At 68.9% G+C, this 14,710-nt stretch carries 16 protein-coding genes; 15 read left to right on the top strand and 1 reads right to left on the bottom strand.

The window, feature by feature from the left end; translation table 11 throughout:
• Positions 1-38: 38 nt before the first annotated feature.
• Positions 39-506, bottom strand: coding sequence for an NUDIX domain-containing protein (locus MRY80_RS00500; RefSeq protein ID WP_346433370.1), 468 nt, complete (start codon positions 504-506; stop codon positions 39-41).
• Positions 507-717: 211 nt separating this feature from the next.
• Between MRY80_RS00500 and MRY80_RS00495 the strand changes: the two genes are divergently transcribed.
• The 15 genes from MRY80_RS00495 (at position 718) to MRY80_RS00425 (ending at position 14,702) form a co-directional block, all read left to right on the top strand.
• Positions 718-1,293 (top strand): phage tail tape measure protein, encoded by a 576-nt coding sequence (locus MRY80_RS00495; protein WP_293286829.1) that lies wholly within the window; start codon positions 718-720, stop codon positions 1,291-1,293.
• A 10-nt stretch (positions 1,294-1,303) separates the two neighbouring features.
• Positions 1,304-1,915 carry a DUF2460 domain-containing protein gene (locus MRY80_RS00490; protein WP_293286827.1) on the top strand — a complete coding sequence of 204 codons (612 nt, stop codon included), beginning with the start codon at positions 1,304-1,306 and terminating at the stop codon, positions 1,913-1,915.
• Positions 1,912-2,805: a DUF2163 domain-containing protein gene (locus MRY80_RS00485; protein WP_293286825.1), complete on the top strand. Its 894-nt coding sequence runs from the start codon at positions 1,912-1,914 to the stop codon at positions 2,803-2,805. The genes MRY80_RS00490 and MRY80_RS00485 overlap by 4 nt, the downstream gene beginning before the upstream one ends.
• Positions 2,795-3,232: an NlpC/P60 family protein gene (locus MRY80_RS00480; protein ID WP_293286823.1), complete on the top strand. Its 438-nt coding sequence runs from the start codon at positions 2,795-2,797 to the stop codon at positions 3,230-3,232. Before MRY80_RS00485 ends, MRY80_RS00480 begins: the two co-directional genes overlap by 11 nt.
• 12 nt (positions 3,233-3,244) lie before the next feature.
• Entirely contained in the window at positions 3,245-7,078 is a 3,834-nt protein-coding gene (locus tag MRY80_RS00475; RefSeq protein ID WP_293286822.1) for a glycoside hydrolase/phage tail family protein, read from the top strand.
• Positions 7,079-7,095: 17 nt separating this feature from the next.
• Positions 7,096-7,302 carry a hypothetical protein gene (locus tag MRY80_RS00470; protein WP_293286820.1) on the top strand — a complete coding sequence of 69 codons (207 nt, stop codon included), beginning with the start codon at positions 7,096-7,098 and terminating at the stop codon, positions 7,300-7,302.
• Between the two features lie 153 nt (positions 7,303-7,455).
• Entirely contained in the window at positions 7,456-7,704 is a 249-nt protein-coding gene (locus MRY80_RS00465; RefSeq protein ID WP_293286818.1) for a DUF1902 domain-containing protein, read from the top strand.
• 2 nt (positions 7,705-7,706) lie between these two features.
• Positions 7,707-7,904: a type II toxin-antitoxin system HicA family toxin gene (locus MRY80_RS00460; RefSeq protein ID WP_293286816.1), complete on the top strand. Its 198-nt coding sequence runs from the start codon at positions 7,707-7,709 to the stop codon at positions 7,902-7,904.
• A gap of 139 nt (positions 7,905-8,043) precedes the next feature.
• Complete coding sequence (locus MRY80_RS00455; protein ID WP_293286814.1) at positions 8,044-8,268, top strand: hypothetical protein; 225 nt, start codon at positions 8,044-8,046, stop codon at positions 8,266-8,268.
• Positions 8,269-8,380: 112 nt separating this feature from the next.
• Positions 8,381-9,055, top strand: coding sequence for a response regulator transcription factor (locus tag MRY80_RS00450; protein WP_293286812.1), 675 nt, complete (start codon positions 8,381-8,383; stop codon positions 9,053-9,055).
• 4 nt (positions 9,056-9,059) lie between these two features.
• A complete protein-coding gene (locus MRY80_RS00445) occupies positions 9,060-10,436 on the top strand; it encodes an ATP-binding protein (protein ID WP_293286810.1) in 1,377 nt (458 codons plus the stop codon).
• 105 nt (positions 10,437-10,541) lie between these two features.
• Entirely contained in the window at positions 10,542-10,991 is a 450-nt protein-coding gene (locus MRY80_RS00440) for a hypothetical protein (RefSeq protein WP_293286808.1), read from the top strand.
• A 92-nt stretch (positions 10,992-11,083) separates the two neighbouring features.
• Positions 11,084-12,268: a c-type cytochrome biogenesis protein CcmI gene (gene ccmI / locus MRY80_RS00435; protein ID WP_293286806.1), complete on the top strand. Its 1,185-nt coding sequence runs from the start codon at positions 11,084-11,086 to the stop codon at positions 12,266-12,268.
• Positions 12,265-12,717 carry a cytochrome c maturation protein CcmE gene (gene ccmE, locus MRY80_RS00430; protein WP_293286804.1) on the top strand — a complete coding sequence of 151 codons (453 nt, stop codon included), beginning with the start codon at positions 12,265-12,267 and terminating at the stop codon, positions 12,715-12,717. Before ccmI ends, ccmE begins: the two co-directional genes overlap by 4 nt.
• Positions 12,714-14,702 (top strand): heme lyase CcmF/NrfE family subunit, encoded by a 1,989-nt coding sequence (locus MRY80_RS00425; RefSeq protein WP_293286802.1) that lies wholly within the window; start codon positions 12,714-12,716, stop codon positions 14,700-14,702. The genes ccmE and MRY80_RS00425 overlap by 4 nt, the downstream gene beginning before the upstream one ends.
• Positions 14,703-14,710: the final 8 nt, after the last annotated feature.

Below are 14,710 nucleotides of genomic sequence, written 5' to 3'. Positions count from 1 at the left end.
ACCGATAGCCGGTTCGGCGATGCAAGGAAAGCGCCGCTTCAGGCCGGCTTGGCGACGAGCCTGATCAGGTGGTCGCGCGTCAGCGGCGCGTAATGCAGGTCGGCGGGGCTTGCCGGGTCGATCCAGACTGCCTCGTCGATCTCCGCCCGGGGCTCGATGGACGCGTCTGTGCGCAGGCTGAAGACCTCGGCGTCGACGACATGGCCCGGTTCGTTGGCGGCCGGCGCGTCGAACCGGCCGACATGGAACAATTCGTCCGGCGTGACCGTGAGGCCAAGCTCCTCGGCCAGTTCCCGGCAGAGCGCGACGGCGGGCTCTTCACCCGGCTCGATCTTGCCGCCCGGCTGCATGAAGGCGTGCGTGCCGCGCTTGCGGACGACGAGCATTGTGGTGTCGCGCCGCGTGAGGATGGCGGCCGCGATGCGAATCGGTGCGGGCTTGGTCATGGCGCGAAAATAGCACGAGCGGCGGCGTTCGGCTTGGCCGCGATGAAGCGGTTTCGGCATCGGCGCCGGCCCCTCTCCGACCTCGCTGCGCGAGGCCACCTCTCCCCGCAGGCGGGGCGAGGAACCCCTGCATCGGAGTCTGCGCCTCGTCGCCGGCGCCGACTGGATCGGGTTCGATATCGCCTCCGCTTCCTCGCCCCGCCTGCGGGGAGAGGTGTCGAGCGCAGCGAGACGGAGAGGGGCCCTCACGAAGAGATGAAAGGCAATCACCTTGGACGAACAACTCACCATTGCCATCGAGGCCGACACGACCGGTTTCGAGACCGCGCTGAAGGCGCTGGAGCGGCAGGCGTCGTCCTTCGGGTCGACGCTGACCGGCGCGCTGAAGGGCGCGGTGGTGTCCGGCAAGTCGCTGGAGGACACGCTGCGCGCGATCGGCCAGAGCCTGGCGACGACGGCGCTGCAGGCGGGGCTCGCGCCGCTGCAGGGCCTGCTGAACGGGGTCGCGGGGCAGGCGTTTTCCGGCTTCGCGAGCGCTCTGCCCTTCGCCCGTGGCGGGGTGGTCGGCGCGGACGCGATGTTCGCCGGCGGCAGCGTGCTGGCCGCGCCGACCTATTTCCCGATGGGCGGCGGCCGGACGGGGCTGGCGGGCGAGGCCGGGCCGGAGGCGATCCTGCCGCTCAGACGCGGCGCGGACGGTCGCCTCGGCGTCGCCTCGGAGGGCGGCGGGGCGACCACCGTCCACGTCACCATCCAGGCGCAGGACGCCAACTCGTTCCGTAAATCCGAAGCGCAGATCTCGGCGGCGTTGGCGCGCGCCGTTGCGCGCGGCCGCCGGGCCAATTGAGGACAATCCCATGAGCTTTGACGACGTCATTTTCCAGTCGCGCCTCGCCTTCGGCGCGAGCGGCGGGCCGGAGCGGCAGGTGGAGATCGTGCGGCTGGCATCCGGGCTCGAGCAGCGCAATGCGCGCTGGTCGCGGGCGCGCAGGACCTACGCGATCTCGACCGGAATCAAATCCTTCGCCGATCTGCGCAAGCTCTTGCAATTCTTCGAGGATCGCGGCGGGCCGCTGCATGCGTTCCGCTTCCTCGATCCGGTCGATCACCGCTCCTGCGCACCCGGCGAAACGATCGCGCCGACCGACAGGGCGATCGGCACGGGCGACGGCGCGACGGTCGATTTCCAACTGGCGTTGGGCACGGACCGGCCGGTCACCAAGCCGGTGGAAGAGACGGTGCGCGTCGCCGTTGACGGGGGCGAACTGGCCCAGCCGGACGATTTCACCGTCGATCTCCTGACCGGCATCGTGACGCTGGCGGTCGCGCCGGCCGAAGGCGCGGCGGTGACCGCGGGGTTCCAGTTTCACGTGCCGGTGCGCTTCGACAATGCGCAACTCGCCGTGACGCAGACGGCGCATGAAGCGGGCGAGATCCCCGACATCCGGCTGGTGGAGGTGTTCGAATGACGGCCCTGCCGCAGGCCCTGCGCGATCATCTGGCGCAGGCGGTCACCACGGTCTGCTTCTGCTGGATCCTGCGCAGGACCGACGGCGTCGTGCTTGGCTTCACCGATCACGACCGCGCCCTGACCGTCGACGGCGTCGCCTGCGAGCCGGCGACGGGGTTCGTCGCGGGCGCGATCGAATCCGGCCTCGGCCTTGCCGGCGACACGGCGGAAGTCGCGGGCGCCCTGTCTTCGGAGGCGATCACCGACGCCGACATCGAGGCCGGCCGCTATGACGGCGCGGCGGTCGAGCAATATCTGGTCAACTGGAGCGCGCCGGATCAGGCCGGGCTCCTGAAGCGCCATGTGATCGGCGAGATAAGGCGGACCGACGGCGCGTTCCGCGTCGAGCTGCGCAGCCTGTCGGCGCGCTTCGACGAGCGGCGCGGGCGGCTGTTCCTGCGGCGCTGCGACGCCGATCTGGGCGACGGCCGCTGCGGCTTCGACACGGGCGCGCCGGGCTTTTCGGCGTCGGGCAGCGTCGTGGCGGTCGCCGGCGGCGAACTGACCGTGACCGGTCTCGCCGGGTTCGACGACGGCTGGTTCCTGCACGGGCAGCTGACCTGGACGTCCGGCGCGCGGCAGGGGCGTGCGGCCACGGTCGCGGCCATGCGGGCGGACGCGGTGGACGGCCGGCACGTGCTGTCGCTGTTCGAGCCGGGCATGGCCGGGATCGGGGCCGGCGACGCCTTCACGCTGGCCGCCGGCTGCGACAAGCGTTTCGAGACCTGCCGGGCGAAGTTTTCCAACGGGATCAATTTCCGCGGCTTCCCGCATGTTCCGGGCAACGACGTGGCGCTGAACTATGCCGATGACGAGACCGAATTCGACGGCGGCCCGCTTGTCCCGTGAGGCGACGCGGGCACGGGCGCTCGCCATCGCCGAGGACTGGATCGGTACGCCCTATCGCCACCAGGCGAGCCGCCGGCAGGTGGGCTGCGACTGCCTCGGCCTCGTGATCGGGATCTGGCGCGCGCTCTATGGAGAGCGGATCGCGGTGCGTTGCGCCTATGCGCCGGACTGGGCGGAGACCGCGCCGGGCGAGCCGCTCCTCGACGCGCTGCGCGACCGGTGCGACCCCGTCGTGCCCGGAGAGATGCGCCCGGGCGACATCCTCGCCTTTCGCTGGCAGGCGGGCGCGGCGGCGAAGCATCTGGCGATCCTCGCCGCGCCTGACCGCATCATCCACGCCTATGAAGGCCACGCCGTCATGGCGTCCGCCTTCGTGCCCGGCTGGCGAAGGCGGCTGGCGGGCGTCTTCGCCTTTCCTCATCACTGACGGAGACTTTCCATGGCGACCCTGTTGCTGCAGGCCGCGGGCGGGCTGCTCGGCGGCGTTTTCGGCGCGACCGGTGCTGCGATCGGCACGGCTGCCGGCGCGCTGGCCGGCTATGCGCTCGACACCGCGCTGATCAATTCCACCCGCCGCATCGAGGGCGCGCGGCTGTCCGGCGGCCGGCCGCTGACGGCGGAGGAAGGCGCGCCCATGGCGCGCGTCTGCGGCCAGGCGCGCATCGCCGGCACGGTCATCTGGGCGACGCGGTTCGAGGAAACGGCGACGACGGAGCGCCGGGGCGGCAAGGGCGGGCCGAAGGTCACCACCTATTCCTATTTCGCCAACCTGGCGATCGGCCTCTGCGAGGGACCGGTGGCGGCGGTGCGGCGCGTCTGGGCCGACGGGAAGGAACTCGATCTCTCCGACATCGAGATGCGGGTCTATCCCGGCGACGAGACGCAGGCGCCCGATCCGCTGATCGAGGCGAAGCAGGGCGCGGGGTTCGCGCCGGCCTTTCGCGGCACGGCCTGCATCGTCTTCGAGCGGCTGCCGCTGGAGCGCTTCGGCAATCGCATTCCGCAATTCCAGGTCGAGGTCGTGCGCCCGGTCGGGGCGCTGGAAGGGCAGGTCCGCGCGGTCTGCGTCATCCCCGGCTCGACCGAGCACGGCTATGCGCCGCAGCTGGTGACGGCGAGGCCGCGCCGGGGCGAGACGGAGGAACTGAACCGGCATGTGCTGCATGCCGGGTCCGACTGGGAGGCCTCCATCGACGAGCTGCAGGCGATCTGCCCGAACCTCGAGCACGTCTCGCTGATCGTCGCCTGGTTCGGGGACGATCTGCGCGCCGCGACATGCCGGCTGAGGCCGGGCGTGGTGTCGGCGGCGGGCGGCGGCGAGAGCGAGGCCTGGAGCGTCGCCGGCATGGCGCGCGACGATGCCGGCGTGCATGTTGTGTCGCTGTCGGACGGAAGCCCGGCCTTCGGCGGCACGCCGTCCGACGCGAGCGTCACGGCGGCGATCGCCGACCTGAAGGCGCGCGGGCTGAAGGTGACGCTCTGCCCCTTCATCCTGATGGACGTGCCGGCGGACACCGCGCTCCCGGACCCGTGGTCGGACGGCACGCAGCCGGCCTATCCGTGGCGCGGACGCATTGGCTGCGACCCCGCCATCGGCCGGCCCGGAACGGCCGACCGGACGGCGGCGGCCGCAAGCCAGATCGCGGATTTCGCCGATAATCCGGAAGGTTACCGCCGCATGGTGAATCACTATGCGAGCCTCGCGGTGGCGGCCGGCGGGGTGGACGCGATCGTGATCGGATCGGAAATGCGCGGGCTGACGCAGGTGCGCGACGACACCGGCGCCTTCGTCTTCGTCGATGCCCTGAAGGCGCTTGCGGCAGAGGTGCGCGCGACGGTAGGCGGCGGGTGCGCCATCACCTATGCGGCCGATTGGTCGGAATATTTCGGCTACCATCCGCAGGACGGTTCGGGCGCCGTGCTGTTCCATCTCGACCCGCTCTGGGCGGACGCCGACATCGACGCGGTCGGCATCGACAATTACATGCCGCTCTCCGACTGGCGCGACGGCGACGTCGCCGATCCGGGCGACAATCCGGACGGGCAGATGCAGGCTTCCGACCGGGACGCGTTTCGCGCGGCGATCGCCGGCGGCGAGGGCTTCGACTGGTACTATGCGTCGGCCGAGGATCGCGCGGCGCGGCTGCGCACGGCGATCACCGACGGGCTGGCGGGAAAGCCCTGGGTGTTCCGTTACAAGGACCTCGTCTCCTGGTGGTCGAACGCGCATCACGACCGTATCGGCGGTGCCGAACTGCCGGGACCGACCGGCTGGGTGCCGGGCTCCAAGCCGATCTGGTTCATGGAACTGGGCTGCCCGGCGATCGACAAGGGCGCGACGCAGCCCAATGTCTTCACCGACGCAAAATCCTCCGAAAGCGCGGTGCCGTGGTTTTCCAATGGCGGGCGCGACGACGCCGAGCAGCGCGCCTTCCTGGAAGCGCATCTCGACCACTGGACGAGCGGCGTCGCGGCCAATCCGCTGTCGCCGGTGACCGGCGAGCCGATGGTGGACGTATCGCGCCTGTTCCTGTGGGCGTGGGACGCGCGGCCGTTTCCGGCGTTTCCCATGGCGACGGATGTCTGGGGCGACGGCGAGAACTGGCTGCGCGGCCACTGGCTGAACGGACGGCTCGGCACCGCGCCGCTGCGCGAGACGGTCGAGAGCCTGCTGGCCGGGCAGGGCATCGGCGAGACGATCGACGCGGCGGTGGCCGATTGCGTGCAGGGGGTGGTCGTGTCGCAGCCCGCGTCCATGCGCGACGTGCTGGAACCGCTGGCCGACGCCTTCGGCTGGGTTGCCTCCGACAGCGGCGGTGTCGCGCTCTCTTCCGAAGGGGCGGCGCTGACGCGGCTGATCGACGACGGCGACGTGGTCGATATCGAGGGCGAGGCACTGCGGGATCTGACCGAGACGCAGAAGAGCGAATTGCCGGTCGAGATCGTCGCCGGCTATCGCGACGGGCTCGGCGACTACCGCGCGGCGACGAGCTATTCGCGCCGGCTGGAAACCGGAGGGCGGCGGCAGGAGACCGTAGACCTGCCGGTGATCGGCGACGCGAGCACCATCGACGCGCTCGCCGACCGGATGCTGGCCCGCGCCTGGGCGCATGGCCGCCTGTTGCGCTTCGCCCTGCCGTGGCGCCATGCCGAGCTGGCGCCGGGCACCGTCTTCGCCTTCGCCTCCAAGCCGAAGGAACGCTGGCTGGTGACCCGCGCCGATCTTGGCGACAGCGTCAGGCTGGAGGCGGTGCCGGTCGCGGGCCGGCCCGCCAATGCGCGCAGGCCGCACCTGCCGGCGCAGCGGCCGCAGGCGCTGGGCGACACGGCCGGCGCGCCGGACATCGTGCTCATGGACCTGCCGATGCGGCCGGGCCGCGATCCGCAGGACCAGTTCATGCTGGCGACATGGTCGTCGCCGCCGTGCGTTCAGGCGGTCCATGTTTCGCCGGAAAGCTCGGGGTTCGAATACCGGACGCAGGCGCTATCGAATGCGGTGATCGGCGAACTCGTCACGCCGCTGGCCGGCGCGTTCTCGGGACGGTTCGACCGCGCCAACGCGATCGACGTCGCCGTGCCGTCCGGCGCGTTTGCAAGCGTCGGCGAGACGGCGCTGCTCGCGGGGCGCAACCTGCTGGCGGTGGAGGCGGCGAACGGGGCGTGGGAAGTCGCCCAGTTTCTCGACGCCGAGGAGACCGAGGCGAACCGCTGGCGCCTGACCGGACTGTTGCGCGGGCAGGGCGGTACGGAAGCCGCGATGCTCGCCGGCGCGCTCGTCGGCGCCCGCGTCGTGCTGCTGAACGAAGCCGTCGTGCCCGCGGGGCTGCGCGCCGAGGAGATCGGCCTTGCCATGCAATGGCGCATCGGCGTCGCCGGCCGTGCCTTCACCGACCGTTACTTCGAGACGGTCGAGGCGATTGGCGGCCTGAAAGCGCTGACGCCGCTGTCGCCGGTGCATCTGAAAGCGGTGCGGACGGACGAGGGCGGCGTCGCGCTCTCCTGGATCCGGCGCACCCGCATCGACGGCGATTCCTGGCTCGGTCTGGAGGTGCCGCTCGGCGAAGACGAGGAGCGCTACGCGGTCCGCCTCTTCGACGGCGGGAGCGTCGTCCTGTCGAATGAAACGACCGAGCCGGCCCTGGCGCTCGACGCCGTGACGGCGGCGACGCTCGGCCTCGACCTGCCCGGCGCGCTTCTCGATCTCGAGGTCGCGCAGATCAGTCTCGCCGTCGGCGAGGGCGCGCCCGCGCGCACATCCATCACTCTCCCCTGAAACGAAAGGAAGAACGCATGAGTGACGAAAAACCCTGGTATTTGTCGAAAACCATCTGGGGGGCGCTGGTCAGCGTCGCCGCGACGCTCGGTGCGATGTTCGGCCTCGGCGTGGACGCCGCGGGACAGGCCGCGCTGACGGAAGCGATCCTGCAGACGGTCTCCGCCGTGGCCGGGATCATCGCGATTCTCGGGCGCGTCGGGGCGACCAGCCGGATCGCTTGAAACCTGCGGATGCCTTCGCCGCGCGCCTTGCGGGGTGCGCGGCCAGCAACTCCCTTGAGCGCTCCCTGTAAATTGCCGGAATTTGGTGCCATATAATGCGCAGCGGGAACGTTGAAGGCGTTCCGCACCTCGCATCGCACGGATGACCCGAGAATGAAGCGCACATTTTCCGTTACGGCTCGCTGGGACGAGGAGGCCAAGGTCTTCTACTCCGAGAGTGACATTGTCGGTCTGCACATCGAAGCGAAGACGATCGCGGAATTCGAAGAGATCATGCGTGACACGGCCGCCGAACTCGTCATCGCCAATCACATGACCGTGCCGGAACTGGCGTCCCTTCCGATCAAGGATCTCGTTCCGACGATCGTCTGGCAGCCTCCGCAAGAGTTCGCCCGGACCTGATCGTGGTCGACGGCTACTACACCGCGATTCGTCAGGCGCTGGTGAAGGCCGGCTTCGAATATGTCGGCAACGCCAAGGGCTCGCATGAAAAATGGCAGCATGCGGAGACCGGCAAACTCCTCCTCGTTCCGCGCAATCTGAAGAGCCGGCACACCGCGAATGCGATCGCGAAGGACGCGGGGCTGGGCAAGCTTTTCTGACCTTTTCCGGCGTTCTCAAGGCTGGCGCCCGCATCGCTTGAAATCCGTCCGCCGTTCGGGGCATGTAACTCTACGACAGCATTCATGTCCCGTTCAGCCTCGTGCGATTAGGGTGCGGCCAAGTTGGAGAACAAGAACAATGTTTCGCTTGATCATCACAGGGCTGGTTGCATGGAGCGTCGCGGGCGTGACGCCTGCAGCCGCCGACAATTGCTACGCCGTCGGCCAGCAGGTCGCCGCGCAGAACGGCGCACAGCTCGCCAGCGCCGAATCCGTCGGTGGCGGGAAGTGCAAGGTCGTGCTTCTCGTCCCCGGTTCGAACGGACAACGCCCGAAGCGCAAGGAAATCGTCGTCAATGAATAGGCCGGCCTGGAGCGGGCCGGCACTTGCCTGACTTTCCGCCGAAGGCTGCGTTGGCGTTCACGCGCCCCTGATGTAGCCTTCGGCACGATTTCGCCGCGGGAGGGACGATTCCATGCGAATTCTCGTCGTTGAAGATGACGCCGCGCTGAACGCGCAACTGAAGTCCGCGTTGGAAGACGCCGGCTATGTGGTCGACGCCGCGACGGACGGCGAGGAAGGGCACTTTCTCGGCGACACCGAGCCCTATGACTGCATCATCCTGGATATCGGCCTTCCGGTGATGGACGGCATATCCGTGCTGCAGCGCTGGCGCGAGGACGGCCGCAAGATGCCGGTGCTGATTCTCACCGCGCGCGACCGCTGGAGCGACAAGGTCTCCGGCATCGACGCGGGCGCCGACGACTACGTGACCAAGCCCTTCCATGTGGAGGAAGTGCTGGCGCGCGTGCGTGCGCTGATTCGCCGGGCGGCCGGCCACGCGACCTCCGAGATCCGCTGCGGCCCGCTGACGATCGACACCAAGGCCTCGAAGGCCGTGGTCGACGGCATCACGCTGAAGCTGACGTCGCACGAATTCCGCCTTCTCTCCTATCTCGGCCACCACCTCGGCGAGGTGATTTCGCGCACCGAACTGGTCGAGCACCTCTACGACCAGGATTTCGACCGCGATTCCAACACCATCGAGGTTTTCGTCGGCCGCCTGCGCCGCAAGATCGGGCACGATGTCATCGAGACGGTGCGCGGCCTCGGCTACCGCATGACGGCGCCCGACGAGAAGGCCGGCTGACGTCTTGCGGCTGAGACTCGATTCCCTCGCGGTCCGCGTCATCCTCATATCCAGCCTCTGGTCCGTCGCCGCGATCGCGCTTCTGGGCTCGCTGCTGATCGGGCTCTACCGCATCGACGCGCTGCGCTCCCGGGCGAGCCTGCAGGAAGCGCAACTGTTCATCCTGGTCGGCGCCGCTTCGGTGAACGACGCGGGCGTGCTGCAGGGCAGCCCCAATCTCGGCGACGCCAGGTTCCTGCAACCGGAATCCGGCTGGTACTGGCGCATCGCCCCCGTCGACGGCGTGCAGGGCGAGGCACTGGCCTCGCCGTCACTCGGGGAGGGCGAATTCGGCCGGCCGACCCTGTCCGAGGTGCCGTTCGACAGCCAGTTCCGGCGGCGCTGGACCGGCGACGGCCCGCAAGGCGGCCGCATCCGCGTGCTGGAATCGGAGATCGACGTCGGCGGCGGACGCATCGCCCGGCTGCAGGTCGCCAGCAACGAGGACGAGTTCGAGGCGACCGTCGGCAGTTTCGCGCGGCGCGTGGGCCTGCTGCTGGCCGCCTTCGGCCTCGGCGTCGTGCTGATCAATGTCGCCATCCTGCTCGTCGGCCTGCGGCCGCTCGACCGCGCGCGCCGGGCGCTGTCGGCGATCCGCAGCGGTGACGCGAGCGCGCTGGAGGGAAGGTTTCCGAGCGAGATCCAGCCGCTGGTCGACGAGATGAACGCGCTGATCGACAACAACAAGCGCATCGTCGAGCGCGCGCGCACCCAGGTCGGCAACCTGGCGCATTCGCTGAAGACGCCGCTGTCGGTGATCGTCAACGAGGCGGGCGCCAGGACCGGCCCCTCGGCCAAGGTGGTCGAGGAACAGGCGCGCGCCATGGACTACCAGATCCAGCACTATCTGAAGCGCGCGCGAATCGCCGCGCAGCGCGAAAGCGTGGTCTTCCGCACCGACATCCGCCCGGTGGCCGAGAAGCTCGTCTCGGTGATGCGCAAGCTCAACCCAGACAAGACGATAACTTTGAACATGTCGCCCGAACCGCTTGTTTTCATGGGCGAAAAGGAAGACGTGGAAGAGATCCTCGGCAACCTCCTGGAAAACGCCGGCAAATGGGCGCAAAGCGCATTCGAGCTCACGATCGCGCCCGTATCGGGCGACGACGGCAAGCGCTGGATCGAACTGGTCGTCGACGATGACGGGCCGGGCATTCCGGCCGGCCAGCGCGAGGAGGCGCTGAAGCGCGGCAAGCGGCTGGACGAGGCGGTGCCGGGCACCGGGCTGGGTCTCGCCATCGTGGCGGAGACCGCGTCGGCCTATGGCGGCAACATCGAATTGGGGCAAAGCGACGCGTCCGGACTGCGTGTTTGCGTTACTCTGCCCGCCGTCGGGGCTTGAACCTGACGAAACTGTCAATATTTCCAATTGAAACAAATTGCGGTCATAGTTTTATTCATCTTTTGTCCGCATGATCGTATGGACTTCGACCTGAACGGAACGGCGATGCGAATTGTAACGAAGATCCTGGCGCTGGCCCTGGCCGGTGCGGCCGCTGGCTGCACGACGGCAGGTTCGTCGGTTCCGAGCCTGTCCTTCAGGCCGATTTCGGGCGTTCTCGATTCCGACAACAAGCTGGCCGGCGCCGCGCTCGTCTCGGCGCTCAATGGTGGTCTGCTCTCCGACGACCTTGCGGCCAGGATGGGCCCGACGACCCGCACCGCGGCCCTTCAGGCGGAATACCAGGCGCTGGAATACACCCCGGCAGGCGAATCGGTCGCCTGGGGCGAGGCGGGCGCGAGCTTCACCGGCGAGGTCGTGGCGTCGCAGCCCTACCGCGTCGGCTCGCAGAATTGCCGCCAATATTCGCACACGGTCCTCACCGGCGGGGCTCCCGTCACCGGCCGTGGCACGGCGTGCCGCAATTCGGACGGCAGCTGGACGCCGCTGACCTGATCAGGATCAAGGCGCCTTCGGCGTGAGCGTGAAAATGTCGCGTCACGCCGAAATCCATTGGCAAGTCTGGCCTGCATCTTTATTTCACCGCCATGTTGTTTGTCCTTGCCGCCGCCTCGCTCACCATCCTGTTGATGGGCTTCGTGTTTCTGCCCGCGCTGCGCGGCAGGAAGGCCGAGGCCGTCGCCGATGAGCACGCCTTCGACCTGACGGTCTACAAGCAGCAGCTCCGCGAACTGGAAGCCGACATCGAGCGCGGCGCGATCCCCGCGGCCGAAGCCGACTATGCGCGCGCCGAGATGGGTCGCCGCCTGCTGGCCGCGCAGGACGCCGTCGACGCGTCGCAAAATGCCGCCGGCAAGGCGCGCCAGGCGGGCGCTCCGGTGCTGGCCGCCGCCGCGGTCTTCGCGCCGCTTGCCACGATCCTCGTCTACACGATGACCGGCTCGCCCGGCATGGATTCGCAGCCCCTGGCCACGCGCGTCGCCGAGATGCGCGAGCAGGTCGCGGCGCGGGACCTGCAGGACATGCAGATCACCGAACTCGTCGCGCGCGCCGAGGCGCATCTGAACCAGAACCCCGATGACGGGCGCGGCTGGGACGTGCTTGCGCCGATGTATCTGCGGCTGGGCCGCGCGGCCGACGCGCGCAACGCGTTTGAGCGCTCCATCGCCATCCAGGGCGAAAGCGCCGCGCGCCGCTCCGGCCTCGGCCAGGCCTATTACATGCTGGCCGGCGGCCTCGTGGACGCCAATGCGCGGGTCGAATTCGTCCGGGCGCTGGAAATCGACGCCGGCGAGAGCCGGGCACGCTTCTTCATGGCGCTCGCCGCCGCACAGTCCGGCGACGAGGCCGGCGCGCTGCGGGCCTGGCAAGCGCTGGTCGGCGATCCGAACGCCGCGCCGGAATGGCAGGCCGCCGCGGCCGAGGGCCTGCGCCGTTTCGGCGCGCCGGCGACGGCCGCCACGCCGGGTTCGCCGGCGCCGCAGCTCGATGCCGAGACCATGCGCGACGCCGAGGAAATGAGCGCGGAGGACCGGTCGGAGATGATCGCCGGCATGGTCGCCCAGCTCGACGCGAAGCTTCGCGACAATCCGGACGACCTGGCCGGTTGGCAAAGGCTGATCCGCTCTTATCTTGTGCTTGGTCGCGAAACGGACGCAAGGGAAGCCCTCGAGCGCGCCCTGGCGGCCTTCGCGCAGGACGAGGCCAAGCGTGACGCGGTCGCGCAATTCGCCGCCACGCTCGGTCTGGCCTCCGGAGGAGAAGGACAATGACCCGCAAACAGAAACGCACCACCGTGATCTTCGGCGCGCTCGCCATGCTCGGCCTGGCGGTCGCGCTGGTGCTGACGGCGCTCAGCGACCAGGTCACCTTTTTCCGCACGCCGACCGAGCTTCTGGCCGCGCCGCAGGAAAACAGCGGCCGCATCCGCTTGGGCGGCCTTGTCGAGACCGGCTCGGTGAAGAACGCCGAGACCTCCGGCGTCGAATTCGCCATCGAGGATGCAAACGAGCGCGTGCTGGTGCGCTATGCCGGCATCCTGCCGGACCTGTTCCGCGAAGGGCAGGGCGTGATCGCCGAAGGCACCCTGCAGACGGACGGCAGCTTTCTCGCCGACACCGTGCTCGCCAAGCATGACGAGACCTACATGCCCAAGGAAGTCGCCGACAGGCTGAAAGAGCAGGGCTACTGGCAGGGCGAGGAAGTGAGCGCGACCCAATGATCGTCGAACTCGGACACTATTCCCTCGTACTCGCGCTGATCCTGGCGATCCTGCAGACGGTGGTGCCGTTCGTCGGCGTGAAGACCGGCGACGACCGCCAGGTGGCCATGGCGCCCAATCTCGCCTTCGCCGTGTTCGCGGCGCTCGCGTTCTCCTTCACCGTCCTGACCTGGGCCTATGTGACGTCCGATTTCTCGCTGCTCAACGTCGTCGAGAATTCGCACTCGCAAAAGCCGATGCTCTACAAGATCACCGGCGTGTGGGGGAACCACGAAGGCTCCATGATGCTGTGGGTGCTGATCCTGGCGCTGTTCGGCGCGCTGGTGGCGCTGTTCGGCTCCAACCTGCCGCCGAGCCTGCGGGCCATGGTGATTTCCGTGCAGGGTCTGATCGCGACCGCCTTCACCGGCTTCATCCTGTTCACCTCCAACCCTTTCGAACGCCTGTCGCCGGCGCCGTTCGAGGGCAATGACCTGAACCCGATCCTCCAGGATGTCGGCCTCGCGATCCATCCGCCGCTCCTCTATCTCGGCTATGTCGGCTTCTCGATCTGCTTCTCCTTCGCCATTGCCGCCCTGATCGAAGGGCGCATCGACGCGGCCTGGGCGCGCTGGGTGCGGCCGTGGACGCTCGCGGCCTGGATCTTCCTGACCGCCGGCATCGCGATGGGCTCCTACTGGGCCTATTACGAACTCGGCTGGGGCGGCTGGTGGTTCTGGGACCCGGTGGAAAACGCCTCCTTCATGCCGTGGCTGGCCGGCACCGCGCTGCTGCATTCGGCCCTCGTGATGGAAAAGCGCGAGGCGCTGAAGGTCTGGACCGTGCTGCTCGCCATTCTGGCCTTCTCGCTGTCGCTGCTCGGCACCTTCCTGGTGCGGTCCGGCGTGCTGACCTCGGTGCATGCCTTCGCGACCGACCCGACGCGCGGCGTCGTCATCCTGGGCATCCTGGTGTTCTTCATCGGCGGCGCGCTGATCCTGTTCGCGCTGCGGTCGTCGTCGCTCTCGAACGGCGGCATGTTCCACCCGATCTCGCGCGAGGGCGGCCTCGTCCTCAACAACCTCGTGCTGACGACCGCCACGGCGACCGTCTTCGTCGGGACGCTCTATCCGCTGGCCGTCGAGGCGGTGACCGGCGAGAAGATTTCCGTCGGCGCGCCCTATTTCGACGCGACCTTCGTGCCGCTGATGGTCCCGCTTCTGCTGGCGGTGCCGTTCGGTCCGCTTCTGGCCTGGAAGCGCGGCGACATCTACGGCGCGGCGCAGCGGCTCTATGTCTTCGCCGGCATAGCGCTGGTGGCGGGGCTCGTCACGCTATGGTTCGCGACCGGTGCGCCGGTGCTCGCGGCCTTCGGCATCGCCATCGGCTTCTGGCTCCTGTTCGGCTCCTTCGCCGAGGTCTGGCAGAAATCCGGTCTCCCGAAAGCGGGGCTGTCCAAGGCGGCGGCCCGCCTGTCCGGCATGCCGCGCTCGGTCTGGGGCACGGCGTTTGCCCATGCGGGGCTTGGCGTCGCGGTTCTCGGCATCGTCTCTGTCTCCGCCTTCCAGCAGGAGCGCGTGCTGCGCATGTCTCCGGGCGACAGCACGGAACTGGCCGGCTACGTCATCTCCTTCGACAACGTGGAAGCGCGCGAGGGGCCGAACTTCACCGAGGACGTGGCGACCTTCGTCGTCTACCGCGACAGCGATCCGATCGCGACGATCGCCCCGGCCAAGCGGCTCTACACGGCGCGCGGCATGCCGACCACCGAGGCCGGCATCCACACGACCGGTTTCTCGCAGGTCTATGTCGCGCTGGGGGATCCGGTCGAAGGCACCGACCAGATCGTGGTGCGGCTGTGGTGGAAGCCGCAGGTGACTCTGATCTGGCTCGGGCCGGTGCTGATGATGATCGGCGGCCTGTTCTCGCTGTCCGACCGCCGGCTGCGCATCGGCGCGCCGACCCCGTCGGCCAAGCGCCGCGAAACGCTGGCGGCGGCGGAGTAGGGGGATGG

This window comes from Oricola sp. (assembly GCF_022763245.1).
Taxonomy (GTDB): domain Bacteria; phylum Pseudomonadota; class Alphaproteobacteria; order Rhizobiales; family Rhizobiaceae; genus Oricola.
The sequence above is the reverse complement of the archived record's forward strand: the minus strand, read 5'-3'. Positions and strand labels throughout refer to the sequence as shown.